This is a genomic window from Streptomyces hamibioticus, from assembly GCF_047946815.1.
Classification (GTDB): Bacteria; Actinomycetota; Actinomycetes; order Streptomycetales; family Streptomycetaceae; genus Streptomyces.
In genome coordinates this window covers 369,929-395,181 of record NZ_JBKKQY010000001.1, presented here as the reverse complement: position 1 = coordinate 395,181, position 25,253 = coordinate 369,929, and the positions used below count along the sequence as shown (strand labels likewise).

Genomic DNA, 25,253 nt, shown 5'->3' with positions numbered 1-25,253 from the left:
TGCGAGATGCATCGAGGTATGCACCCGATTGACGATGGTCTTGTGCGACGGTTGATCGCCGGACAGTTCCCTCAGTGGGAGGGGCAGCCGGTGGAGCGGTGGCCGTCCGGGGGCACGGTCAATGCCATGTACCGGCTGGGCGATGACATGGTCGTGAGGCTGCCGCTGGTGCGGGGAGGGGCCGCGGACGTGGCGAGGGAGCAGGAGTGGCTGCCCCGCCTCGCGCCCCATCTGCCCACGCGCATCCCCGAGGTGCTGGGAGCCGGGGAGCCCGCCCAGGGGTACCCGTGGCCGTGGTCGGTCTACCGGTGGCTGCCGGGGCAGACTCCCGAAGCGGGGGCGCTGAGTGAGCCCGTGCTGCTGGCCGGGGATCTGGCCGAGTTCGTGGCGGCGATGCGGAGCATCACGCTGCCGGCCGCGCCGACGGCACACCGGGGCGGGCCGGTCGCCTCGCAGGACGCGGCGACCCGGGCGGCGATCGAGGAACTGCGGGGGATCCCGGAGGAGGGCGTCGACTGCGACGCTGCGGCCGTCGTGTGGGAGGAGGCGCTTCGGGCGCCGGGCTGGGACGGGCCGCCGGTGTGGCTGCACGCCGATCTGATGCCGGGTAACCTGCTGATCGACGGCGGCCGGCTGGCCGCGGTGATCGACTTCGGGTGCGCGGGGGCGGGCGATCCGGCCTGCGATCTGTTCCCGGCGTGGAATCTGCTGCCGGCGGATGCGAGGGAGGTCTTCCGCGAGGCACTCGCCGTGGACGACGCGACCTGGATCCGCGGCCGGGGGCGGACCCTCTCGCAGGCGCTGATCGCGCTGCCGTACTACCGGAAGACGAACCCCGCGATGGCACACAACGCCCGGCATGTGATCCGGGCGGTGCTGAAGGAAGGCTGAGCCGACCACTGCGTGCCGGGGCTTGGCGTATCGCGTGGCGACGGCGCGGTGTCTCTCGAGGTGGTCGACCCCGCACTCGACCGGGTGGCGCTCGCGGTGGCCGGCCGGGCCGACATGCGGCGGCCGGCCGCCACGGGAGCCGGGCTTCTGGCGGATCAAGGGGCTCGGTGACGACACCGCCCGGTGGTTCGGACGGTGTCCCGGGCGGCCTGGCGAATGGCGGCGATGGTGGGGTCGGCGCGTCTCTCGGCGAGCCAGGCCAGCGCCGAGCTGGAGGGCGAGAGGTCGGTGACGTCGACGTACCTGATGCCGGGGCGGGGGAAGAGGTCACGGGCGGCGGCCGGCAGGAAGCACATCGCCTCTCCGTCGGCCACGACGTGGAGCAGCGACTCCATGTCGGTGACGACCGGCCCGTACCGCACCGGACTGCCGTCGGGACGCGGATCCACCGCCCAGAAGTCCCACCACACCCGCGGTACCTGCTCGGGCATGGCGATCACGGGGCGTCCGGCGAGCTGGGCCAGTGTCAGGGCAGGCAGGGCGGCCAGGTGGTCGTCGGCCGGGAGGCAGGCCACCCGGGGCTCTTCGGCGAGGTGGAGCAGCTCTATGCCGGCCGGGACGGGAGGGCGCAGGAAGACCACGTCGACCTCCTGCCGGACGAGGGCGGCGATGTGGTCGATGAAGTTGAGGCTGACCACCCGCAGCGCCATCCGGGGGTGCCGGTCCTGCAGCGTCCGCAGGACGGCACGGGTGTGGGGCATGGCGGCCTCGGCTCCGATGGACCCCACGACGAGCTGCTCGGAGAGCTGGCGCGCCTGCGAGTCGGCGACGCGTCGCATCCGGTCGACGGCGTCGACCGCCGCACGCGCCTCGGCGAGCAGGGCCCGCCCCGCCGAGGTGAGCATCACGTCCCGGCTGGTGCGCTCGAAGAGCCGCACCCCCAGGCGCCTCTCCATGTCCCGGATCTGCTGGCTCAGCGCGGGCTGGGTGATGAACAGGCGAGCGGAGGCCCGTCCAAAGTGCAGCTCCTCGCCCAGGACCAGGAACAACCGCATCTGATGAATGCTCGGTTCCGCCGGCCTCCCGGTGCCCGCACCGCCCATGGCCGCCCCGCTTCCCTGCGTCGATAAGGATCACATTATCGGTCCGGTGGGATTCCGCATGCCTTGCTCCCCTGAGACCGGTGGTGTTGCTGTGCGAACATTCGGAACGCTGTTCTGACGGCCGGGCTGACCTTCTCGGCGTGGGCGGCGCATTGCTGTGCTCGCAGGCTCCAGGGGGAAGAAGTGAACGGGCAACCGAGCTCGACCGCGGGCGACACGCCACCGACGGCACGCTGCCGGTCTGCCGGCACGTGGCGCCTCGTCATGGGCGGCATGCAGCGGGTTTCGACGACAGGGCTGCCCTGAAGGCCCCGGGGCCGCTTCGCCTTCGCGGGCGCCGGAGGCCGCCGCGGAACAGGGGCTGTCGTTCCTCCGGGCGGACGGACGGCTTCGCCATGAACGTTCGCAGAGCCCGCTCTCTTCCGTCCGGCCGCTGCCGAGCGGCCCGGGCCCGCGGCTCCCGATGTCCGGCCCCCGTGCTCCGGCGTGCTCCAGGAACGGCGCCGCCACGCACCGGCACCGGACCTTTCACTCCACCCGGAAGCCCGGCAGCTTCTCCGCAAGGGGACATCGCGGCGGACCGGCTCACGTCACGTCAACCGTTGAGCATGTGATCGACAGTCAGTGAACAAGGACGCAAACCCGGCCCACCGCCGTCGGCGGGCGCCCCGACGGGCCGCCCCGCAGCGCTTCGTGCGCAACCCGGAGGCAGCGGGCGCTCGGAGGCGAAGAGGAGACGATGAGCGGCGTACTGATCCACCTTCCATCGACCGGGGCGACGGAGACCGCGCCCGCCACCGGGCCGGCGAGTCTCCGGCTCGGCCCGGGGGACGTGGCGCGTTTCGGGCGCGGCTCCGCGTCCACCCCCGTCGACCTGCAGCTGGCCGACCCCTCGGTGTCCCGGCTCGCCGGAGAGATCCGGGTGACGGAGGACCACTGGCAGCTCAGCAACCTCAGCACGGTCCAGAGCTACCTCGTGGAGAACCCCGAGGGGGCGGGGGAGTACTTCAGGGTGCCGCCGGGCCGGGCCGGAGCTCCCGTGCCCTTCGAGTTCGCACGCGTCATCCTGCCCACCCGGGGCTCCGCCGTGAGCTTCCAGGTGTTCGCCCCCGACCACATGTACCTCGGTACGAGTGGTACGAGTGGTACGAGTGGTATGGCGGGCCGTGCGGGAACCGGTACCCTGGCCGCCTTCTCCCTGGACACGACCTCCACGTACTTCCTGGTCCTGGTCGCGCTGTGCGAACACCGGCTGCGCGACGAGTCGACGGTGGCGGTGGCCACCACCCCGGAGGTCGTCGAGCGGCTGTGGAACCACCCGGGCGGCCCGCTGACCCCCCGTGCCGTCAGCTCCCACATCGACTACCTGGCGGAGGACAAGCTGCGGATCGCCGCCCCGGAGAGGCCCGGCACCGGCCAGGGCGGCCGGCGCACCGGCAAGCGGGAGGCAGTGGTGGGGCTCGCCCTGCGCTTCGGGCTCGTACGCGAGGAGCACCTGGAACTCCTGCCCCCGAGAAGACCCTCCCGCGCCCGGACTCAGGTGGCGGGCCGGTGAGCAGCGAACCGCTGGAGCTGGTCCCCCGCGGCTACCGGATCGGGGAGTGGGAGGTCACCGACCTGATCGGAGCCGGCGGATGGGGGACGGTGTACGCGGCCCGGTCCACCGGTTCCCCGAGCGGCGGTCCGGTGGAGGCCGCCCTCAAGTTCCTGCCCACGGCGGGACTCGCGCCACGCCAGGCACGCGCCCTCGCCGAGACCGCTCGGCGTGAGGCCGAACTCGGGCGACGCGCCCGGCATCCGCGGCTGATCCGGCTGTTCGGCACCGTCACGCTGAGCGAGCCCGGCGGTTCGGACCTCGACGGGGCGGTGGTCCTGGTGATGGAGCGGGCCGAGCACAGCCTGCGCGAACGGATCGAAGCCCCGCCCGCCCACGCCCCGGCCCTTCCGCCGTCCGGCCTGCGGTCCTCCGCCGCGCCCGGACGGCCGGCCATGCCGCCGCGGGAGGGAGCACGGTTGCTCACCGAGGTCTGCGAGGGCCTGGCCCACCTGCACGGCCTCGGCTGGGTGCACGGCGACCTCAAGCCCGACAACGTCCTGATCATGGCGGACGGATCCGTGCGGCTGTCGGACTTCGGGCTCTCGGCGGAGCTGAACGGCACCCACGCCTACGTTCCGCCCCTGGGCACCCCCGACTACCTGCCGCCGGAGCGCTGGCGGGCGTCCCTCGGAGAGCGGGGGGTCCAGGTGCGGCAGAGCACCGACATCTGGGCTTTGGGCATCATGATCCACCAGGTGTTCGCCGAGTGTGCCTCGCCGTTCCCCGGCGCCACCGCGGCGGCGCGGGCGGCCGCCGCCCAGGAGTACGCCGACGGACGCGCGCCCCTGCGCATGGACCTGAGCGTGCCGCCCTTCTGGCGCGCCCTGGCGGCCGACTGCCTCACTGCGGACCGCACCGACCGCGCGGTGCACACCGCCGACAGCCTCCTGGCCCGCATCAGGACCGCAGGGGAGCAGGAGAGGCTCGCGCCGTCCCCGGCCGTCCGGCGTGGGCGTACCGCGCTGGCCGCCACGCTGGCCGCCATGGTGTGCGCGGTGGGCGCCGGTTGGGACCAGCCCGGCGGCGGGGACCGGCCCGGCCGCGCCGGCGTGACCGCGGCCGGCCAGGACGGGGCGAACACCCGCGTCGAGGTGTTCAACACCGAGAGGCCCTGCCGCGAGCGCGGCAGCCGGTCCCCGCAGTGCAGCCTCGGCCTCGCGATCGACCCGATGGTGCCCTACACCGCCGAGAACGTCGTGGGAACCAGGGTGTGGCACGGCGACGCCCTGACCACCGACTGCCAGGTCTCGCAGGGGGTGCCGGTCATCGACGAGGCGGGGGCGCGCTCGACGCGGTGGTACCGGGTCCGTCTCCCGGACCCCGAACGCCGGAGCACGGCCTGGCTGCCGGCCGTACGGGCCAAGGACCGCCCCGCGCTCCCGGAGTGCCCGCGCTGACATCAGCACAGCCGGATGTCCCGGCCCTCGTTGTCCCTCGCCTCGTCGTTCCCCCAGCGCTGGAGGTAGTACGCGGAGACGTAGGCGCGGCCCGTGCCACCCGGTGCGACCTCGTCGAGGTCGGTGAGCAGCCACCAGTGGTTGTACGACCCGCCGACGCGCACCTCGTCGCCCCACTTCTTGCACAGGACGTAGTGGGTGCCCTTCAGCAGCCTGCCCTGGGGAGCGCAGCGTGGACTGCCGTCGCCCACGCAGTCGACCGCGGCGTAGCCGGTGGCGTCGGCGAAGGTGTCCACCCAGACCCGCTCCGGGGAACCGCCTCCGCCACAAGCGTTGGTGCTGGTGACGCGGGGGAACGGCCCGGGGGGGAGAGCCGGTACTCGGTGCCCTGGAGCACCGGGTGCACCATCTCGTCCGTCTCGCCGTCGTCGTCCCCGTTGCTGTCGTACAACTGCTCGTAGTGCAGGTGCGCCGTGCCGGTCCCGACCAGCCCGAGCCGGCCGAGCGGTGCGCCCGAGGCGACCGGCTGACCGAGCCTCACGTCGATGCGGTCCATGTGCAGGTACACCGTGAACCAGCCGCCGCCGTGGTTGATCTCCAGGCCACCGGGTTCGAAGAACTCGGTGACCGTGCCGGCGGCCGAGGCGACGACCTGCCCGCCGAGGGTCTGCCCGCCGACCCGGTACATGTCGAGCTTCTTGTCCTCGGGGGCGTGCCCCGCATACGTCTGCAACTGCCAGGTCTCCCCGCAGGCGAAAGGCAGCCGGAAGTCCGGCCGGGCGGCGGCGCGTGCCGCCGGTGCGGCGGCCGCCGGGAGCGCCCCGGAGGCCGCCCAGAGCCCGACGACCGCGAGCACCGCCACCACAGCGCGGACGGCCCGGGTCACCAGCCGCCGGAGGACGGGTCTTTCACGGATGACGCGCATGGAATCCCTCCCTGCCCGCGCGGCGCGGTACCGGACGGTCGATTCGTACGGTGGCCCGGAGAAGCGCGCGGCGGACCGCGGGGGGTTCCGGGGTGTCAGCACTGCCGGGTGACGCCGCCGGTCGCGTCGCCCTTGAGGTAGATGGCGCTGACGTAACCGACCCCGCCCGAGCGCAGGGGCAGTTGCACCCACTTGTCGTTGGTGTAGCCCTCGGCCTGGACCAGCTGGCCCATGACCCAGCAGTTGGCCGGGTAGGACTGGCCGGCGTGGACGTCGCTGAGGTCCGAGCAGGTGGTGGAGGCGCACGAGCGCACGTTGGCGTCGGCCCAGGCGGTGACCGTGGTGGTGCCGCCAGCACCGTCGTCGGGCTGGAAGGTGACGTCCACCCAGTCGTTGTCGGTCATGCCCAGACCGTCCCAGAAGGTGCCGTCGGCGACGTCGATGCCGGCGGGATTGGCGACGCGGCGGCCGAACTCGTCCAGACCGCCGTTGTAGCCGCTCTGGTACGCCGCCTGGGCCTGTGGGGTGCCCTGGGGCAGGTCGCGCCACATCTCCCGCCGGTCGGGCGGGTTCCAGTAGTCGTCCCTGGTGTTCCACGGGCCGACGTCCCACACCGGCGCCGTCTCGCAGCGGCCCTTGTAGCACAGCCGCACCCGGTACTCGTGGCCGTTCCGGCTCGCCAGCATGCGGCGCGAGGGGAGGGCGACGAAGTGGTCGCGGGGCTGGATGACATGGCCGTTCGCCGTGGTGTGGCCCACGAGGCCCTCCCGCGTGGCGAACAGCCGGTAGGTGGCTCCGGCCGCCGCCGTCACGCCCGCGTCGGGCGAGCGGGCGGGCTGTTCCGGGGCCGCCCCGACCACGAGACCGGACACGGTGGGTGCCTCGCCCTCCGGGTCGCCGAAGAGGGTCAGCCGGACCTGGAGGACGGAGACGGGCCGCGGCAGCCCGACCGTGCCCGCATCCCGTACCTCGCGCCACTCGGTCCAGGTGTCCGGGTGGTCGCTGCCGCGCACCTCGACCAGGAGGCGGGACCGAGCGGGAACGGCCGCCTCCGTCGCCACGGTGAAGACGGACAGCAGGCGCCCGAGGCTTCTGGGCGGTGCGGTGTAGACGGCGAAGGAGTCCTCCGCGGCGGAGGCCGTGCGCAGTTTTCGGTCCCTGACGGTGATGAGTCCCCCGGGACCGTGCGAGATGTTCCGCTGGTCTGTCCGGGTGCTGGACAGGTCGATCCGCCAACTGCCGCCCGCCCCGGGTTCGGCAGCGGCGGGAGACGCCGGCAGGCACATTCCGGCCAGGAGCACCCACAGCACCGTCAGGGCTCTCCACCTGCCGGGGCGGCCGCGGATCACCCCCTGGCGGGGGCGGACGGGCGTCATGTACACGTGTTTCTCCGTGGGGTCCGCAGGGACGGTGCGTGATGGCGGGGGAACGTGCGGGGCACCGGGCGCCATGGTGCGCGCCGACCGGAGCCGGCGCACACCCAGGCGTCCACCCGTGGGATCAGCAGCTGTTCACCCAGCGGTTGGACTCGCCCTGGTCGTTGGCGACGCTGTCCCAGGTGTTGCCCCAGCCCTTGTCGAGGCAGAAGGACTTCCCGCCGTACCCGTTGTCGTGGTACACGATCACGGAGCTGTACGAGGTCCCGGTCCCGTTGTTGAACCACGAGGAGTCCTCGTGGGCGATGAACCTGTTGACCGTGTCCGACCAGATGGTGTTGTCGTACTTGAACCGGGCGATGCCCGCGCCTTCCTGGTCGTAGTTGATGCCCTTGTACACGCAGAGGTAGCCCAGGTCGCAGTTGCCCGGGTTGCGCTGCGAGTAGGTGGGCGAGGTGCCGTCCGCGTGGGCCGTGGCCGCGGCCAGCGGGAGCATGACGGCGGCGAGGGCGAGGCCAAGGGTGGCACGCATGGATGTGCGCATGATGGGTGATCCTCGTGTCGGTTGACTGCCTCCGGGGGATTCCGGAGGTCCCGTGCCCGGGCCGTTGGGCGGCCGGGGAACGAAGGCTCGGTGAGTGGGCATGGACCTCACTCGGGTCGTGCGACGGTCCGGGCTCTGGCCAGTGCGCTCGTGACGGCGTCGGTGTAGTGCCGTGCCTGGCGTGCGAACTTCTTCCGCGCGGCGGCCTGAACGTGTTCCCGCAGAAGGCGGGTGCCGGTACGGGAGAGCCCGGCGTCGCGGTTGCACTCGGCGTCGGCGACGGCGGTGCGCATCTCCCGTTTCCGCGCGGACTCACCGGTGTGCTGCGGACGCCGGGAGGCCACGTCGCCGATGGCCTCGGAGGAGCTGCGGTAGGGGAGCCCCCTGGCGGCCATGCAGTCGCGCCAGCCCTCCAGGGCCTTGGTGTACCCGGGTTCGGAGACGACCTGGTCCCAGGTGATGTAGCCCAGGTTCACGACGATCGCCTTGGCCTCCGTCCACCGGTGCAGATCGCCGTACAGCCGACTGCGGGCTTCGGCCTGGCAGCCGTCGGCACTGGTGAGGATCTGGCCGCGGCCCGGGACCTCGACGACGATCGCCTCCCGGTCCGTGCCGTTCAACGCCCGGTCGAACGCGAGCCTGCGCTCCGGAGTCAGGGAGGCGAGGTACCGCTCCTGGGACCCGGCCGGCGTCTGGGCCGCCCCACCCCGGTCGCCGGACCGGCCGTCGGCGGCCAGGCCGTAGCCGTGCCGGCGCGCCCAGGCGACGTCGTCGAGGCCGAAGGGCCGGTCGGGTGCCCGGCTGCGGTTCGGGGGCGGCGGGTCGACGGTGTAGCTGAAGCCTTCCCCCCTCATGCAGTCGGTGATCAGTCGCTGCTCGGCGTCGTTGAGGAGGTCCTTCTCGGCGCCGGTCAGTTCGGTGCGTATCCCGCTCGTGGCCGGGTCCGGTGCGCCGGGCGAGGAGGCCTCGGCCGAGCAGGCCGTGACGAGCAGCAGGCCGGCTGCCGCGAGCGCGTTCAGCAGGTCCTTCCTGCGCATACGGTCTCCATGGATGGGGTGGGGTGGGAGTCGGCAGTGGGGGAAGCTGGGTGGAAGTGAAGGGGGCCGGGGCGGCCGGTCGTGGGTGCGGTCGGGGCACCGGCCGCTTGCCGCCCCGGACCGCTAGCAGGCGTTGGGCACGTTGCCCTTCTCGTCGCCCTTGAGGTAGATGGCGCTGACGTAACCGACCCCGCCCGCCCGTAGGGGCAGCTGGACCCAGTGGTCGTTCCGGTAGCCCTCGGCCTCCACCAGCTGGCCCTTGACCCAGCAGTTGGCCGGGTAGGACTGGCCGGCGTAGACGTCGCTGAGGTCCGAGCAGGTGGTGGAGGCGCACGAGCGCACGTTGGCGTCGGCCCAGGCGGTGACCGTGGTGGCGCCGCCGCCACCGCCGCCGGGGGTGCAGGGCAGGCCGACGCCGCGGTCGCGCAGATAGGGAACCGGGTCGATGCCCCGGACGGTGGTGGAGGTGCTGGTACGGATCCGCAGGTGGAGATGGTTGCCCGTGGACTCGCCCTCGCTGCCCATGAGCGCGATGCGCTGACCCGCCACCACGTTGGCGCCGACAGCGACGTCCCGGTGGTACATGTGCCCGTACTCGCTGACGGTGCCGTCGGGGTGCTGGATGCGGATCCACTGCCCATAGCCCTGAGCCGGCCCGGAATTGATCACCCGGCCGGGACCGACCGCATAGATCGGGGTGCCGCGATCGTTGGCGATGTCCACGCCGTCGTGACCCGAGTGGTACCACTGCGAGACGGCTCCGGCAGCCGGGCAGGCCGCGGTGTACGACGCGGCCGAGGAGGGCTGCGGGGTGGCGGCGTGGCCGGGAGCGGCCGCCACGAGGGGCAGCAGCAGTGCGGCGGCGGCCGGCAGGCCGGCGCGCGGGATCCGGCCGAGTGGACGTGAACGCACGGTGGTTCCTCCCAGGGGGTCCGGCCGCTCTTGCGCGCCGTGGTGTGCTGCCGTCGATTCCGTCGCCGCCGTGGCCGCTCCGGTGTCTGGAACGTATCCGCGCGACTCGGAGGAGGGCATCCGGAGAATTACGGAGTGACACGCGCCCGGTCCCCGGTCCGCCGCCGCGGTGGTGGCCCGCGGCCCTGCCCGCGTACCGGCCGCGGGAGGGACCGGCGCGCGCCTGCACGCGCGCCCGGGACGCTCAGCGGTGCGTACGAGCGCACTCCCTGACGACCGGTCCGGTCCGCTGGACCCGGACTGCGTGAGGCTCCCTCGGAGTGCCGTCGCGCTGTACCGCGAAGCTCGGCGGGGAGCGCACGCATGCGGAACGGCCGGACGGCGTCTTCCTTGCCGTGAAGGTGCCAGCCGGCATCGCGCTCAGGGCGACCGCGCGGTCCCGTCACTCCGTCTCGCTCCACGCCCGGCGACCGGGGTGTGTCCTGTGTCACACCCCTAACACCTAGTGTCCACTAGGTATTGGGATTCATCATCGAGCCGCGCGGCTGAAACCTTTCGCACCCGTCGCGAACACATGGCCGTTCCGTGAACGGCGCACTCCTCCCCGTCTCCCGCGCCTGGCTGACCCCCGAAAGGAGCGGTCTTGTGACACCGACGTCGGCGAGCCCCTCGTTCGATGCAGCACCCGCCCCGCACCGTGAGAGGTGGACCCCGCGTCTCGCCGGTGTCCTGATCGCCCTCATCTGGCCCACGCAGTTGCTGGTCACCGTCGGCATCCTCGGCTCCAACGCCACCGCCGACGTGGCGCAGCACTTCCACACGACGCAGGTGGCCTGGTTCTCCCTGATCGTGACGCTGGTCTCCGCCCTGCTGAGCCCCTTCGTCATCAAGCTGGGGGACCTCTACGGCAAGAAGCGGATCATGCTCGGAATGATCGCTCTCGGGGTGGTGGGCGACGTCATCGCCGCCACCGCGGGCAGCTTCGAACTCCTGCTGGTCGGCCGGGCCCTCGCCGCCTGCTACGGCCCGTTCCCGGCCCTGGCCTTCCCCGCCGTGCGGGACATCTTCCCCGGCCGGCTGGTGAAGTCCGCCAGCGGCATCCTGGGCAGCAGTCTCGGCCTGGTCGCCCTCGTCTCACCCTTCCTGGCCGGATGGCTGATCGACGGCTGGGGCTACAAGGGCGCCATGTGGTTCCTGGCCGCGGCCACCGCGGTCGCCTTCGTCCTGGTGGCCACGCTGGTGCCCGAGACCCCGAGGCACGCCTTCGAGCCCGGCTTCGACTGGCTCGGCGGCCTGACCCTCGGCGGCGGCCTGGCCGTGCTCGTCTACGCCGTGGGACAGGGCCAGACCTGGGGCTGGGGGAGCGGACGGACGCTGGGGTGGCTCGCGGCCGGCGTGGCCGCCCTGATCGGCTTCCTGCTCGTGGAGCGGACGAGCGACCACCCGATCCTCGACCTGGGCGTCCTGCGCCGCCGCGCGGTCGCGACGACCGTCGTCTCCGGCGCGCTGGCCCAGGCGGTCGCCTACACCGCCCCCGTCGTCGCGATCCTGCTGGCGCTCTACCCGCACATTCCCGGCGTCTCGGCCGGCTTCGGCTGGACCGCCCAGCACAGCGCCGAGGTCGGGGTCACCTGGAACCTGCTGCTGTTCGTCACCGGTCTGGTCGCCAGCCGCTTCCTGCGTGGCGTCGACACCCGGTGGATCTGGTGGGCCGGGCTCGCCACGATGGGCCTGGGGTTCCTGCTGGCGGGCTTCTTCCACGCCGATGCCGTCCAGCTGACCTGGACGATGTGCGTGGCGAGCCTGGGCAGCGGTCTCGTCGTGGCCGCCGCGCCCGTACTCGTCGTCGGTGCGGTCTCCACGGACGAACAGGGCCTGGGCAGCGGCATGCTCACCATGCTCACCCACGTCTTCGGGGCGGTGTTCAGCGCCGCGATGTTCGCCGCGCTCGCCGCCGACAGCACCGTCGTGAAGGGCACCGCGTTCTACGGCGACAGCGGCTACACCCTGGCCTTCTGGGTCGGCGCCCTGCTCAGCCTGGCCGCCCTGGTGGTCGGCCTCTTCATCCCCGCCCTGCGCGATCCGGAGGAGGAGCCCCGGCCGGCAGCCGCAGCCGCAGCCGTCTGATACCGCACCCCGTCTTGGTTCGGCCCGGCCACGTCCCCCGTGGCCGGGCCTCCGGAAAGGCATCGATGTCCCACCACAGGACCGCCGGAACCGCCCGGACCCACCAGACTGACCGGGCCCACCGGGCCCCGTGGACCGCTCAGGTCATCACCCCGCAGCTCCCCGGGGGCGCGGACGGGGCCGCCCCGCCCGCCGGCCGGGCACGGCCGGCCACGCTGCTGCGCGACGAGTTCACCGTCCGCACCGGCGTGCGCGCGGCCCGCCTGACGGTCACCGCGCTGGGCGTGTACGAGCTGGAACTCAACGGCACGGTGGTCGGCGACCACGTCCTGGCCCCCGGCTGGACCAGCTACCGCCACCGGCACCGCCACCACTCCTTCGACGTCGCCCCGCTGCTGCGCACGGGCGCCAATGCCTGGGGCGCCCACCTGGCGGACGGCTGGTACCGGGGCCGGCTCGGCTTCAACGACGGCACCCGTGACATCTACGGCCCGGACACCGGTCTCCTCGCCGAACTGCGCATCGAGTACGCCGACGGCACGACGCGGACGGTCGGCACCGGCCCCGGCCGGCGCGCGTCTCACGGGCCGGTGCTCGCCGCGGGCCTGTACGAGGGGGAACACCACGACGCCCGCCGTGAGCAGCCCGGCTGGAGCGAGCCCGGCTTCGACGACACCGGCTGGCACCCGGTGCGGGTACTCGACTGCGACACCTCCGTGCTGTTCCCGGCCGACAGTCCGCCCGTACGCCGGGTGCGGAACGTCCGGCCCGTTGCGGTCGCCGCACTGCCCGGCGGCCGGGCCCTCGTGGACTTCGGCCAGAACCTCGTCGGGCGGCTGCGCATCCGGGTGCGCGGCGAGGCCGGCCGGACGGTCACCCTGCGCAACGCCGAAGTCCTGGACGAGCACGGCGAGTTGTGCGTACGCCCACTGCGCACCGCCGTCGCCACCGACCGGTACACGCTGCGCGGCGACACGGACGGCGAGGAGTGGGAGCCGCGGTTCACCTTCCACGGCTTCCGCTACGCCGAAGTGGACGGCCGGCCGGGCGAGTTGACGCCCGACGACGTCACCGCGGTCGTCCTCCACAGCGACCTGCGCCGCACCGGCTGGTTCTCCTGCTCCGACCCCGGCCTCGACCGGCTGCACGAGAACATCGTGTGGGGCATGCGCGGCAACTTCCTCGACGTGCCCACCGACTGCCCGCAGCGCGACGAGCGCCTGGGCTGGACCGGCGACGTACAGGTCTTCGCCCCGACCGCCGCCTTCCTGTACGACGTGCGCGACTTCCTGCGGTCCTGGCTGCGCGACCTGGCCGCCGACCAGAGTCGTGACGAGCACGGCATCCCGCCGGTGTTCACCCCCGAGATCCCGGTCATCGCCGACGTCCCTCTGCCGCCCGGCAACCCTCCGATGGCCGGCTGGTGCGACGCCGCCGTCATCGTTCCCTGGGTCCTGTACGAGCGCTACGCCGACGCGGAGGTGCTGCGTGCCCAGTACCCGTCGATGCGGGCGTGGGTCGGCGCCGTCGAACGCATCGCCGGTCCGGACCGGATCTGGGGCGAGGGCTTGCAGTTCGGCGACTGGCTGGATCCGACGGCCCCTCCCGAGGACCCCGGCAAGTCGATGACGCCCTCCGGCCTGGTCGCCACCGCCTACTTCGCCCGCCTGCTGGCCCGCACCGCCGGGATCATCGGCGAGACGGACGACGCGGTCCGCTGCGACGCCCTCGCCGACTCGGTGCGCGACGCCTTCCGGGCCCGTTACCACACCGGCGGCGGACGGCTGACCGAGGAGACACAGACCGCGTACGCACTGGCGCTGTGCTTCGGCCTGCTGGACGACCCGGCCGAACGTGCCGCCGCCGGGGACCGGCTCGCCGCCCTGGTCGCCGCACGCGGCCACCGCATCGGCACCGGCTTCCTCGGCACCCCCCTGGTGTGCGACGCGCTCACCGCCACCGGACACGTGGACACGGCGTACCGGCTGCTGCTGGAGAGGTCCTGCCCGTCCTGGCTGTACCAGGTCTCCATGGGCGCCACCACCGTGTGGGAACGCTGGGACAGCATGCTGCCCGACGGAAGCGTCAACCCCGGCGGGATGACCTCGTTCAACCACTACGCGCTGGGCGCGGTCGCCGACTGGATCCACCGCACCGTCGCCGGCCTGGCCCCGGCCGCGCCCGGCTGCCGCCGCCTGCTCGTACAGCCCCGCCCGGGCCCCGGCCTCACCTGGGCGAAGGCCGTTCACGAGACGCCGTACGGCCGCGCCGAGGTGTCCTGGCGCATCACCGGGCACGCCCTCCTCACCGACGTCCTGGTGCCGCCCGGCACCACCGCCGACGTCCGCCTGCCGGGCGCCGAACCCGTCGAAGCCGGCCCCGGCCGGCACACCTTCCGCGCCCCCCGCACACCTGAAACCACCTACACCTCCTACACCTCCCGCCCCACCCCCGCGCATCACGAGGAGCAGCAGTGAACCACCCGTACCAGGACCCCGCCCGCAGTGTGCGCGAACGCGTCGCGGACCTGCTGCCCCGGATGACGGTGGAGGAGAAGGCCGGACTCGTCTTCCACCACGTGACCGGCCCGGCACCCCACGCCGCACCCGCCGGACGCACCGCCGAGCAGATGCTCTCCGAGAGCCGGATGACGCACTTCAACGTCCTCGGCGCGGCCGGACCGCGCGAGATGGCCCTCTTCCACAACCGGCTCCAGGACATGGCGGCCCACACCCGGCTGGGCATCCCGGTCACCCTGTCCACCGACCCCCGGCACGCCTTCACCGACAACCCGGGCACCGCGATGATGGCCGGCCCGTTCTCCCAGTGGCCCGAGACGCTGGGCCTCGCGGCCGTGGGCGACGCCGGCCTCGTCCGCCGGTACGCGGACACCGTGCGCCGCGAGTACCTCGCCGTCGGCCTGCGCGTCGCCCTGCACCCGCAGATCGACCTGGCCACCGAACCGCGCTGGGCGCGCATCTCCGGCACCTTCGGCGAGGACGCCGGCCTGACGTCCCGTCTGGTCGCCGCCTACATCGAGGGCCTGCGCGGACCGGGCGACGGCCTCGGCCGCGACAGCGTCGCGGCGATGGTCAAGCACTTCCCGGGCGGCGGCCCGCAACTCCACGGCGAGGACCCGCACTTCGCCTACGGCAAGGAACAGGCCTACCCGGGCGGCTTCTTCGACTACCACCTGGAGCCCTTCCGGGCCGCGGTCGCCGCCGGGGCGACCCAGATGATGCCCTATTACGGCAAGCCGGTCGGCACCGAGCACGAGGAGGTCGGCTTCGGCTTCAACAAGGGCATCATCACCGGGCTGCTGCGCGAGCGGCTCGGCTTCGACGGCATCGTCTGCACCGACTGGGGCCTGGTCACCGACCAGCTCGTGATGGGCGAACCCCACGCGGCCCGCGCCTGGGGCGTCGAACACCTCGGCCCGGCCGAACGCGTCCTGAAGATCTTCCACGCGGGCGCCGACCAGATCGGCGGCGAGTCCTGCCCCGAGCTGGTCGTCGAACTCGTCCGCACGGGACACCTGGAGGAGTCCCGCCTCGATGCCTCGGCCGCCCGGCTGCTCGCCGAGAAGCTCCGCCTCGGCCTGTTCGACGAGCGCCGCTACGTCGACCCCGACGCCGCCGAGGCCACCGTCGGCCGCGCCGACTTCCGTGCCGCCGGTGAGGCAGCACAGCGGGACGGGCTCACGCTGCTCAAGAACAGCGACACCCTGCTGCCCCTCACCGGCACCCCGCGGCTGTACGTCGAGGGCGTCGACCCGGCGATCGCCGCCGAGTACGCCCCGCTCGTCGACGACCCTGCCGGCGCCGACCTCGCGGTGCTGCGGCTGAACACACCGTACGAGCCGCGCCCCGGCCTGTTCGAGTCCTTCTTCCACGCCGGACGGCTCGACTTCGCCGAGGACCGGCTCAAGGAGATCCTGGCGCTGCTGGACACGGTGCCCACCGTGGTCGCCGTCCACCTGGAACGGCCCGCCGTCATTCCCGAGATCGCCGACCGGTGCGCGGCGCTGCTCGCGGCGTTCGGCGCGGGGGACCGGGCCCTGCTGGACGTCCTGTTCGGCCGGGCGGCGCCCCGGGGACGGCTGCCGTTCCAGCTGCCGCGCTCGATGGCCGAGGTCGAGGCGGGCCGCCCCGACGTGCCGCAGGAGAGCCGCGATCCGCTCTACGCCTTCGGTGACGGCCTGCGGTACGCGCCCCGGGACTGAGCGAGCCGCCGGACCCGGGCCCCCGCCACCGGTCGCCCGTTACGCGCTACAGGCCTCTGCCGTCGGCCGAGACGGACCGCAGCAAGTGGTCCAGGTGGGAGCGCATGACCCCGATGAGGTCGAAGGAGCGGCCGCTGGCCAGCCACTGCAACCGCAGTCCCGAGTCGACGGCCGCGCACTCCCGGGCGATCGCCTCGTGGTCCAGGCCCGGCTTCAGCTCCCCCGCCTCGCTCCCGGCGCGCAGCCGCTCGGTCAGCTCGCGGACACCCTTCTCCTGCCACTGGGAGAAGAAGTCGTGGGCGGGGTGGCCGGGCGCGGTGGCCTCGGCCGCCAGCACCACGGACAGCTCGACGATGCCGGGCATGCGCAGCGCGTCCTCCATGTCCTCGACATGGCACCGGAACGCCTCCCGTACGGAGTCGGGGACGCGCCTCCACCGCTCGTCCAGCTGGTGGTGCCAGTACTCCACGACCGCCTGGAGCAACTGCTGCTTGCCTCCGAAGTGGTGCAGGAGTCCGGCGTCGGTGATGCCCGCGTCCCGCGCGACGCGGGCCAGCGAGGTGTTGTGGTAGCCGTCCTCGCCGAACCGCCGCATGGCCGCTTCCAGGATCTGCGGTCGCCTGGCCTGTCCCGCCGCGTAGGCGCCGCGCGGTCCTCTAGGTGTCCCCATGGGACAACGTTAACGGGGCCGCCGGAGCCGGCCGTGATCGGTGGCCGCCGGCCCCTCCCACCACGCGGCTTCGGGCCGCTGATCCGAGGCCGGTGACCCAGTCCTCACCGACGAGGACGAGGGCCGCGGCCTGTTGGCCGTGGCGGGCCGTGCGGGTGGCGGTGGCGGGCGTGCACGAGTTCGGCAGTGCCGCGCCGGTGCCAGCGCTGTGCCGGCACGCTGCGAGAGCGGGGGCTCGCATCCGGGACGGCTTCTGATTCCTTGACGAGCTACCGCCTGGCCAGGTAGTTCTTCCCAGAGCACCGAACATGTGAACAGGGCCCCGTGCCCCGTCCGAGAGGGCGGTGGTACGGGGCCCTGTCACGCGCGGACGAATGTGCGGGGGACGGAATGGTCGGCTTTCTGGTGTTCGCGGTCTGTGGGCTGCTGTCCGGCGCGCTCGTTGCCGTCTGGGCGAACTGGCGCGAGCGCCCGTTGGAGCGTTGGCCGGGCGCCGGGGAGGCGATCGGGATACGGGCCTGGCTGGAGGGTGACGGGGAGCGCTGGCGCAGGGGTGACCTGTGGCTACCGGGCGGCGGAGCCGGGCCGCTCTACTTCGTGGAGGGCGGCCGTACGCCGCTGGCGGTGGCCCGGGGCGGCCGGTTGCTGGACGCGGCTCCCCGCCCGCCGGGGACCTTCAGCCAAGGGCCGTTCGCAACGGCGGAGAGCGTCGTGACATACGAACCGCCGGACCGAGCGGGCGGCCGGCTGCGGCTGCGGGTGCCGGAGAACGCGCTGGCGGTCGTGATCGGGGCACTCACAGTGACGCGACCGGGCCGGGACACGGCCGAGACGGGCGCCGTGCCGACGGCCTCACTGCCGTCAGGGCCGGTGCCGTCAGGGCCGCTGCCGTCAGAGCCGGTGCCGACGGGGTCCGTGCCGGCGCACGCCGCGTTCCGGGTCCCTCCGCGCCGTCGCGTGAGAGTGCCCCGAGCGGCAGCCTTGGCGCTGATGGCGGCGCTCGGCCTCGGGCTGTTCGGCCTTCACACGTTCGTACTCGGCGAACACGTCACCGCGGAGATCACCGGCAAACGCGACGGCGTCTGCTCCGTACGCTGGCAGGACCCTTGGAACGGTGGCACCCAGGACGCCGGGGTCGACTGCCACGGTGGTGAGCGCGCCGGTGACCCGATGCGGATCTCCGCCCGGCCCTGGCCGCTGCGTGGCGAGGCGGCCGACCTGCACGACTCGCCGTTCGTGCTGGTGCTCGCCCTGACAGCCACCGCTGCGGCGGGGCTGCTCGGGGCTGTCGCCGCCTCGGTCGGCGATGCGGTACGGCTGCGGGCGCTGCTCCGGTATCTGCGCGATGCCGGCACGGGCAAGGACCCCGAGAGCCGGAAGCCGTCCGCGGCACGGCGCGCGGTGGAACTGGTGCCGTGGTGGGCGGCGGTCGCCGGGGCGCTCGGGCTGGCGGGCGCCGGCCTGCTGTTGTGCGCCTACGGGCTCGGGACGACGGTGCGGGCCACGGTCACCGGTACCGAGGAGTACACCTGCGAGGTGACCTGGCCGGACCCCTGGGACGGCACCCGGCAGAGTGCCGGAGTGGACTGCGAGGACCAGGAGACCGAGGTCGGCCGGAGTGTGGAGATCGCCGCGCCGGCCTGGCCGCTGCGCGGCGAGGCCTTCGACCGGGAGGCAACCCCCTGGGTGCTCGGAGTGGGTACCGCCGTGTCTCTCGCCACCGCCGGGGCGGGCGTCGCGGTCCGCTCCCTGTCACGCCGACGCCGTGATGCCGGCGGGGGCGCCAAGGTGACGGCCGTTCCTGCGGAACCCGGGACAGCGCCCGCGGAATCGTCCGGGACCGGTGTGCCGGCCCGCCCGGACGACGTACTGGACCGTGCCCATCTCACCGCGGTGGCCGAACTGCTGGGCTCGCGCGTGACGCAACCGCGCCGCCCCGCACCGTCCGAGCCGGACATCCGTGCCGTCACCTGGTGGCGTTCACCCCGGTTGCGGAGGCTGGCTCTCCGCTCCGGGATCTCCTGGGGCGGCCTGGTCGTCTTGTGCCTGACCGCAGTGCTGTCGACGTGGTGGTGGGTGACGGCGGTACGGCTGTGGGACGACGCCGGGACGGCGACGGCACGGGCCACCGTCGAATACCGCTACGACGACTTCCCGGTCAGTCCCTGGCTGGTGCCCGCCGACGCCGAGATCAGCTTCCGTACGGCGGACGGCCGCGAGATCACCACGGACGTCGCGTACAGCCGCTCCGGGCTGCGCGACGGCGACAAGGTCACCGTCGAGTACGCCGTGGACGCCCCGTCCGCCGCCCGCATTCCCGGCGACCCGGGGCAGACCCGCGGGCTGCTGCTCAGCGGCGGGGCGGCCGCGCTCGCCCTGATCCGCGGCGTGTGGTGCGCCGTGACCACCGCGCGCCACGTGCGCCGGATGCTGGCGGCGGCACGCGGCGCCGGGACCAGGACGGTCGAGTACGTGCTGCTGGCCGATCCCGAGGCCCCCACGTCCGCGCCTCCTCAACTGGTGTGCTTCGACGAGGGCCGGGGCCGGCCGTTCGGGCTTCTGGAGCTGGACGCGGGAGCGCGCGGCCGACCCCTGGTGTCCTGGCTCCCCCGAGAGGGCACCGCCGGACTGCGTTCTGTACCCGGAGATCCGCAGACCGTCGTCCCGTGGATCGGCGGCCGCCCGGTGTGGCCGTGCAGCCCGCTGTTCGATCTGTCGGATCCGGACGAGGCAGCGGACTTCCAGGAGTACGTGAACATGCTCGCGCCGCCCTGGATCGCGTTGCCGACGGGAGGGGGCACCGGATGAGAGGGAACCAGAGACAGACGTCGGCCGGATGCAGAGGCACCGTCGACGGCAAGGAGGCGCGCCGTACGGTCACGCTGAAGAGGTGGTGGGCCGGGTGAGGACGGCCACATCGCCTGCGTCGGCGACGATCCGGCCGAATTCCCCGCGCCACAGCCCCGGACCTGCACCGTCCGCACCGCCCGTTCCTACGGCCTGTACTGGTCGAAATGACGACCCGGAAACCGCCCTCGGCCGCTCCTACGACATCCTCATCCACCTCCACCAGGGCCGGAGCGGCCCACCTGCGGTGAGCGACTCACGGGATGAGACGACGGCCTTCGACATCCCAGTAGCACTGGGCGCCCGGTCCCGGGACTCAGCGCGATGTCTCGCCCTGAACGCCGGGAGGCCGTCCCGCACCAGTGCTACCGCCCTCGGGCTTGCCGCACCATGGGTCGGAACCTAGCCACCCAGGCGGCGGGGAGCCGGGAAGACGGTCAGGACTCGACGTCGAGCTGCTTGAGCAGGTCCTCGACCGTCCTGGCCTGGTCGACCATCTCCTGGCTCACCTGGCCCCCGACACCGGTGTCCTTGACCCGGAGGACGAGGGGCTCCACCTTCGCCACGAGCTGCGCCGGATCGACGGTTCCGCCGCCAACGACGGGAAATCCCTTACCCATGATCGTCTCCCTTGTCTCGTGCCGCGCCGCGGTTCGGTGCGGCCCTTAATACGCCAATGACCGACTCGGGCCCGGACACGCCGACGACATTCACCGCTCATCCGAACGGGTGGCGATACGAGGGACGGCGACACCACTCTTCCGGAACAAGCTTTTGCCTGTCGGTCCTTTGTGCGAGTGTCCGCACGCGCGTCGGGGAGGCGATCCGCGAAGGAGACGGTGCTCATCGTGGGCCGGGCCCTGCGCGGCGTCCGCCGCCGTGACGGTCTCCGGACCGGCTCCGACGGGCAACCCCGCGGATCTCATGGCCCCGCCGGCACGTAGCATCGGCTGCGTTTGCTCTGACTTCGCGAGTTCGCAAGGGGGGAAAGTCATGGCTGACGGCGGGCGGAAACGCCTCGGTGCCGTCGGCGGTCTGCTGGCCGGGGCGGTGTTCGCGAGCGGAATCGGGCTGTACGCCACGGACAGTTGGCCGTTCCGCGACAGCTACTGCTGGGGAGCGTGGCAGGAGAACAGCGGCGCCCGCTTCCTCGGCGAGGACGTGCTCGGCGAGTCCGCCGACCGCGGCAGCGAGGAGTCCGCGCCTCCCTCCGCCGAGCGGCCCCGTGCGACCTGCACCGTCGCGGTGCGGTCGACGGTCGATGACAACGACTCCGACCAACCGCTCGAATTCGAGGACAAGGTCACCGTCGAGTACGGGCCGGTGCCGGAGAAGGCCGAGGCACGCCACGCGTGGCTGGCACGCTACTTCCACGGTTCGGCCTCGCCGCTGCCCGACGGGCTCGACGGGCTGGTGGCCGGTGACCGGGCGATGCTCGTACTGCCGGAGGCGTGCGACGTGGACGGCAGGCCCTCCGTGGTGACGATCCGCAGTGAAGGCTGGGGCGACGGCCACCTGGGCAAACTCGCCATGCCGTTCACCATCGGCACCTACTCCGCCGTCGCCCGGATGCTGCTCGACGTGGCCAACACCGGTATGGCCGAGGCCGGATGCGCTCCGGGCGAGCCGCTGCGCACCACATCGCCGCTCGTCACCGTCGCCGAGGACGGCGAGCCTGCGGGCAAGCCGCTGTGCCGTATTGCCGGTGTGGAGTTCGACTTCGGCTCCGAGGCGCACTACGAGCAGCAGGCGGGCGCCGTGACGCCGGGACTGCAGACCTGCTCCGTGGTCCGGAAGTCCCGCGGGGAGCCGGACGAACCGGCCGCACAGTACGTGATGGCGGGTGGGCCGCGTATGACCGCGCTGTTCGGTGGGCTCCCCGAAGGGACCGCCCACGGCTTGACCCGCACCACCTGCGACGGCCGGCAGACGGTGTTCTACGGGCACGTCCTGGGCGGGCTCGCGGGTGACAAGGCCGCCGCCGAGCGGTCGTTCGAGAACTTCGTCGCGTCCGTCGGCAACCGCATCGGATGCGAGACAGGGGGCAGGGCGTGACAGCGGGCGAGAACAACGAGGCCGCCCGGGCCGGAGCGGTCGGTGACGAGGCGGCCCGGGCCCGGGTCGTGAGCGGCGTGACCGCCCACGGGGAAGCCGCGCAGGGCCCGACGACGGTTCCGGCTCCCGAGGGGGTCCGGAACCGGCCCTCCCTGCTGCGCCGGCTCCTCCGTAACCGGGCCGTCCTCGCCGCGACCGCCGCCGGGCTCGCCGGTGTGCTGTTCGGGACGGGGACGGTGGCCTGGCGGACGGACACGCTTCCGCTGCTGGGGCCCGACCCGTGCTGGGACTCCCTCCGCGACTCCAGCGTCTCCGCACTCTTCGGCGATCGCCGGCTAGAGGTCGACGAGCAGGCACTGCGGCGCGACCCGGCCACCGCCTCGCTCTCGTACGGGCAGTGCCGCATCACCAGGTTCGAGGGTGAGGAGGCGCGTCGGCAGGCGATCGTGCGCGTGCACGCGCTGGACGGTCTGTACGGCATCGACGGCCACCGCTGGCCGGCCGAGTTCCTGTCGAGCCGCATGGTCGCGCTCGGCGACGGGCTGCCGGGCATGGTCTCCGCCTCCCGCGCCTGGCTCGCCCTGCCGCAGAGCTGCGTGGGCCGTCCCGGCAGGTCGGAGGGCGCCACCGTCGTCGATGTGGCCCTGGGCGAGCACGACTTCGACTCGCAGAGCGACTACGACGCCGAGGACCGCGAAGCCATGGCCCGCGTGGTCGTCGACGCGGCCAACGGCGTCATCCGCGAGCTGGGTTGCTCCGGCACCTACCGGGTGCCGGGAACACTGCCGGCCCTGCCCGAGTGGGGCGACGTGAAGCCGGACGCCTTCTGCGGGGTGAAGGGCCTCGAGCTTCCCGCCACGTACCGTGAGGCCCTGGAACTCGACCGGGTCGGTGGCGAGGGCGGCGCCGCCCGGACTTGCGAGTCGGGCCGTGACGGCTATCCGGGGATACGGATGTCGACGGTCGTCGACCCGGCGGTGGCCGAGATCTACTCGCTGGAGCTGCGCAAGGGCGGTACCCGCGTCGAGGGGACGAAGGGCGGCGGGACGATGGGGCCGACCCGCGCCGCGTACCGGCTCTCCTGCCAGACGGGCCCCGTCGTCATGGCGGTGGAGGATCTCGACCTGCTGCGCGAGGACGCGGACTTCGTCCGTGATCTGCTGCCCGCCTATGTCGCGGCGGAGTCCGAGCGGATCGGCTGCGGCCCGGTGAAGGTGAAACTCCCCACCGACTGACCACATGAGGGCGGTCAGCTGGAGATCACCTCAATCAACACCCTTGGTCATCGGTGGAGGTGGGTCAGGAGTCCGTCGCGCAGGGGACAGGGGCGTTCCGGGGGGAGGAGTTGCCGTGCGGCATTCACGTCACCCTCCTGTACGTGAGCCTTGATCTTCTGAGCGAGGGCGGTGACGTCGGTGATGGAGACCGTCCATTCGTCCGCATAGCGGTGTGCGGCTTCGCCTGAGAGGCCGAGCTGCAGCGGGCGGTAGGGGAGAGGCTGCAAGTGCAGATCGCGCTCGGGGTCCCATTGTACGCGGGCCGGAGCCCGCTTCAGCTGACGCTTCCAGGTCGCGCGGTCGGGGTGCAGCCCGTGCTCGTAGTGAGCCAGACAGGCGTGCTCCAGCGCCCATTCGAAGCCTTCGCGCGTCATCTCGACGGCGAGGACGGTTTCCTGGCCTTCTTTGGCGCCCCAGCCGCAGCGGTACATCATCCACAGGAACGACGGCTTGATCCAGGTCATCCGGTCCCGCTTCCAGGTCACTGGAAAGCGGCCCTCTCGTGCCGCGAGTAGGCCGATCTCGGGTGTGTACGCCTGGTAGACGGTGATGGTGGAGGCTGTATGGACTGCGCGGACCTGGTATTCGGGTTCTGCCACGGTGACAGGGTGGTTGTTCCGCCTGCTGCGGGCCATCGAATTACCGGGGCGGCCGACCGCCGAGCCGATGCCGATGCCGGTGAAATCCGGGTGCCTTGGCGGGAAGCGGTCGGGTAGCGTGCGGGCCATGTCGAGTCCCGAGTCGGACAAGGTGGGGGCTTTCGGTCACGCCGTCGGCCCCCTGAACCGCTGAGTTCATAGCCCTGTCGTCGCGCCGCGTTTCGCGGCACGGCGAGTGTGCCCTTGGGGCTGGCCGCGGTGACGAGATGACCTTCTCGTGCTTCTCCTCACCTCGGAGCCACTCGATGCCTCTTGCGCTGTATCTGCTCGCCCTGGCGGTCTTCGCCATGGGCACTTCGGAGTTCATGCTCGCCGGTCTCCTGCCGGACATCGCCTCAGATCTCGACGTCACAGCCGGGACGGCGGGCCTGCTCGCCTCGGCCTTCGCGGTCGGCATGGTCGTCGGCGCCCCGCTCATGGCCGCACTTGCCCGCGACTGGCCGAGGCGGCGCAGCCTTCTCGGGTTCATCCTCACTTTCGCGGCAGCCCACGCCGTGGGCGCCATCACCACGAGCTTCCCGGTCCTGTTCACCACCCGGATCGTCGCCGCGCTCGCGTACGCAGGTTTCCTCGCCGTCGCCCTGGCGGCTGCCGCCACGCTGGTCTCGCCCGACAAGAAGGGACGTGCGCTGGCCGTGCTGCTGGCAGGCACGGCGGTGGCCACGATCGCCGGTGTCCCTGGCGGGTCGGTGCTCGGCACGTTGCTCGGCTGGCGGGCCACCTTCTGGGCCGTCATCGTTCTCTGCCTTCCCGCGGCTTTCGGCATCCTGAGGGCGATCCCAGCGGGATGTATGAAGGAAGAGACCATTGGCGGGCCGGTCTTGCGAGCGGAGCTCGCTCAGCTCACCAGGCCGTCATTGATTCTGGTGATGCTGCTCGGCGCGCTGGTGAACGCGGCAACGTTCGGCAGCTTCACCTTCCTCGCCCCGCTCGTGACCGGCACCGCCGGACTGGGCGAGCTGTGGATCTCTGTCGTTCTGGTGCTTTTCGGCACCGGTTCCTTCGCCGGGGTCACCGTCGCCGGACGGCTGTCCGACCAGCGTCCCGGTCTGGTCATCGCAGCCGGTGGTCCATTGCTGCTCATCGGCTGGCCGGCCCTGGCGGTACTGGCCGACCGGCCGGTCGCCCTGTTCGCCCTCGTGTTCGTGCAGGGCGTCCTGTCGTTCGCGCTGGGCAGCACCCTGATCACGAGGGTCCTCTACGAGGCCGCGGAAGCCCCCACCATGGCCGGCTCGTATGCGACCGCGGCACTCAACGTCGGCGCCGCCGTCGGCCCACTCATCGCGGCGGCCACTCTCAGCACCGCAGCCGGGAACCTCGGCCCGCTGTGGGCAAGCGGACTCCTGACCGCGGTCGCGCTGCTCATCGCGTTCCCCCTCCGCTCGGTGATCGCGGGTGGCCGAAGCACCGAGGTGCTCCGGTGACGCACGCGTTACTGGGCCGGGTTCTGATTCGCACCAGCGGCCCCACTTCTTGTCCGGGTGCTTTCCGCCGAACAGGTAGCCGTAGCCACCGCCTCAAATGCTCATGGCAGCACCCGCAACCTATCCGGGAGGCATCCGCTCATGGCGAACAACACCCCGGACTCAAAACTTCCTCACTGAGCCGGTTTTG

19 protein-coding genes and 1 pseudogene are annotated in these 25,253 nt (G+C 72.6%); 10 read left to right on the top strand and 10 right to left on the bottom strand.

All coding sequences use genetic code 11. The features are described 5' to 3' along the window. Nucleotides 1-6: 6 nt before the first annotated feature. Complete coding sequence (locus ACLGIH_RS01730) at nucleotides 7-891, top strand: aminoglycoside phosphotransferase family protein (RefSeq protein ID WP_416523409.1); 885 nt, start codon at nucleotides 7-9, stop codon at nucleotides 889-891. Nucleotides 892-1,046: 155 nt separating this feature from the next. On the opposite strand, the gene ACLGIH_RS01725 is transcribed toward ACLGIH_RS01730, so the two are convergent. Further along, entirely contained in the window at nucleotides 1,047-1,946 is a 900-nt protein-coding gene (locus tag ACLGIH_RS01725) for a LysR family transcriptional regulator (protein WP_416523408.1), read from the bottom strand. Between the two features lie 787 nt (nucleotides 1,947-2,733). On the opposite strand from ACLGIH_RS01725, the gene ACLGIH_RS01720 reads away from it, so the two are divergent. Both ACLGIH_RS01720 and ACLGIH_RS01715 read left to right on the top strand, forming a co-directional pair. Continuing rightward, nucleotides 2,734-3,549: an FHA domain-containing protein gene (locus tag ACLGIH_RS01720; protein ID WP_416523407.1), complete on the top strand. Its 816-nt coding sequence runs from the start codon at nucleotides 2,734-2,736 to the stop codon at nucleotides 3,547-3,549. Then, a complete protein-coding gene (locus tag ACLGIH_RS01715; RefSeq protein ID WP_416523406.1) occupies nucleotides 3,546-4,988 on the top strand; it encodes a serine/threonine-protein kinase in 1,443 nt (480 codons plus the stop codon). Before ACLGIH_RS01720 ends, ACLGIH_RS01715 begins: the two co-directional genes overlap by 4 nt. 2 nt (nucleotides 4,989-4,990) lie before the next feature. Here the strand turns inward: ACLGIH_RS01715 and ACLGIH_RS01710 are convergent, their stop codons facing one another. From ACLGIH_RS01710 to ACLGIH_RS01685, 6 genes and pseudogenes are all read right to left on the bottom strand, one after another. Next, nucleotides 4,991-5,239 (bottom strand): hypothetical protein, encoded by a 249-nt coding sequence (locus tag ACLGIH_RS01710; protein ID WP_416523405.1) that lies wholly within the window; start codon nucleotides 5,237-5,239, stop codon nucleotides 4,991-4,993. After that, nucleotides 5,194-5,913: a M23 family metallopeptidase gene (locus ACLGIH_RS01705; protein ID WP_416523404.1), complete on the bottom strand. Its 720-nt coding sequence runs from the start codon at nucleotides 5,911-5,913 to the stop codon at nucleotides 5,194-5,196. Before ACLGIH_RS01705 ends, ACLGIH_RS01710 begins: the two co-directional genes overlap by 46 nt. Nucleotides 5,914-6,008: 95 nt before the next feature. After that, the gene (locus ACLGIH_RS01700; RefSeq protein ID WP_416529258.1) at nucleotides 6,009-7,289 is read right to left on the bottom strand and encodes an SH3 domain-containing protein; all 1,281 of its coding nucleotides are present in this window, start codon (nucleotides 7,287-7,289) and stop codon (nucleotides 6,009-6,011) included. 124 nt (nucleotides 7,290-7,413) lie between these two features. After that, nucleotides 7,414-7,821, bottom strand: a complete 408-nt coding sequence (locus tag ACLGIH_RS01695) for a peptidase inhibitor family I36 protein (RefSeq protein WP_416523403.1) — start codon at nucleotides 7,819-7,821, stop codon at nucleotides 7,414-7,416. 119 nt (nucleotides 7,822-7,940) lie between these two features. After that, the gene (locus tag ACLGIH_RS01690; RefSeq protein WP_416523402.1) at nucleotides 7,941-8,870 is read right to left on the bottom strand and encodes a hypothetical protein; all 930 of its coding nucleotides are present in this window, start codon (nucleotides 8,868-8,870) and stop codon (nucleotides 7,941-7,943) included. A gap of 384 nt (nucleotides 8,871-9,254) precedes the next feature. After that, nucleotides 9,255-9,782 (bottom strand): annotated as a pseudogene (locus tag ACLGIH_RS01685) (M23 family metallopeptidase); the annotation flags it as partial. Nucleotides 9,783-10,427: 645 nt separating this feature from the next. Here ACLGIH_RS01685 and ACLGIH_RS01680 point away from each other — a divergent pair. The 3 genes from ACLGIH_RS01680 to ACLGIH_RS01670 all read left to right on the top strand — a co-directional run bounded on the left by ACLGIH_RS01680 (nucleotide 10,428) and on the right by ACLGIH_RS01670 (nucleotide 16,131). Further along, a complete protein-coding gene (locus ACLGIH_RS01680) occupies nucleotides 10,428-11,909 on the top strand; it encodes an MFS transporter (protein WP_416523400.1) in 1,482 nt (493 codons plus the stop codon). A gap of 65 nt (nucleotides 11,910-11,974) precedes the next feature. Beyond that, entirely contained in the window at nucleotides 11,975-14,386 is a 2,412-nt protein-coding gene (locus tag ACLGIH_RS01675; RefSeq protein WP_416523399.1) for a family 78 glycoside hydrolase catalytic domain, read from the top strand. Beyond that, complete coding sequence (locus ACLGIH_RS01670) at nucleotides 14,383-16,131, top strand: glycoside hydrolase family 3 protein (RefSeq protein WP_416523398.1); 1,749 nt, start codon at nucleotides 14,383-14,385, stop codon at nucleotides 16,129-16,131. The genes ACLGIH_RS01675 and ACLGIH_RS01670 overlap by 4 nt, the downstream gene beginning before the upstream one ends. 46 nt (nucleotides 16,132-16,177) lie before the next feature. On the opposite strand, the gene ACLGIH_RS01665 is transcribed toward ACLGIH_RS01670, so the two are convergent. Then, nucleotides 16,178-16,801, bottom strand: coding sequence for a TetR/AcrR family transcriptional regulator (locus tag ACLGIH_RS01665; protein ID WP_416523397.1), 624 nt, complete (start codon nucleotides 16,799-16,801; stop codon nucleotides 16,178-16,180). Between the two features lie 390 nt (nucleotides 16,802-17,191). Here ACLGIH_RS01665 and ACLGIH_RS01660 point away from each other — a divergent pair, with 390 nt between their 5' ends. Further along, nucleotides 17,192-19,609 carry a hypothetical protein gene (locus ACLGIH_RS01660; RefSeq protein ID WP_416523396.1) on the top strand — a complete coding sequence of 806 codons (2,418 nt, stop codon included), beginning with the start codon at nucleotides 17,192-17,194 and terminating at the stop codon, nucleotides 19,607-19,609. Nucleotides 19,610-20,085: 476 nt separating this feature from the next. Here ACLGIH_RS01660 and ACLGIH_RS01655 read toward each other — a convergent pair whose 3' ends face one another. After that, a complete protein-coding gene (locus ACLGIH_RS01655; RefSeq protein WP_416523395.1) occupies nucleotides 20,086-20,268 on the bottom strand; it encodes a hypothetical protein in 183 nt (60 codons plus the stop codon). A gap of 373 nt (nucleotides 20,269-20,641) precedes the next feature. Here ACLGIH_RS01655 and ACLGIH_RS01650 point away from each other — a divergent pair, with 373 nt between their 5' ends. Beyond that, nucleotides 20,642-21,703 (top strand): hypothetical protein, encoded by a 1,062-nt coding sequence (locus tag ACLGIH_RS01650; protein ID WP_416523394.1) that lies wholly within the window; start codon nucleotides 20,642-20,644, stop codon nucleotides 21,701-21,703. Then, on the top strand, nucleotides 21,700-22,938 hold the full coding sequence (locus ACLGIH_RS01645; protein WP_416523393.1) for a hypothetical protein: 1,239 nt from the start codon (nucleotides 21,700-21,702) through the stop codon (nucleotides 22,936-22,938). Before ACLGIH_RS01650 ends, ACLGIH_RS01645 begins: the two co-directional genes overlap by 4 nt. 47 nt (nucleotides 22,939-22,985) lie before the next feature. On the opposite strand, the gene ACLGIH_RS01640 is transcribed toward ACLGIH_RS01645, so the two are convergent. After that, the gene (locus ACLGIH_RS01640) at nucleotides 22,986-23,615 is read right to left on the bottom strand and encodes a DUF4291 domain-containing protein (RefSeq protein ID WP_416529257.1); all 630 of its coding nucleotides are present in this window, start codon (nucleotides 23,613-23,615) and stop codon (nucleotides 22,986-22,988) included. A 269-nt stretch (nucleotides 23,616-23,884) separates the two neighbouring features. Here ACLGIH_RS01640 and ACLGIH_RS01635 point away from each other — a divergent pair, with 269 nt between their 5' ends. Next, a complete protein-coding gene (locus tag ACLGIH_RS01635; RefSeq protein WP_416523392.1) occupies nucleotides 23,885-25,063 on the top strand; it encodes a Cmx/CmrA family chloramphenicol efflux MFS transporter in 1,179 nt (392 codons plus the stop codon). Nucleotides 25,064-25,253: the final 190 nt, after the last annotated feature.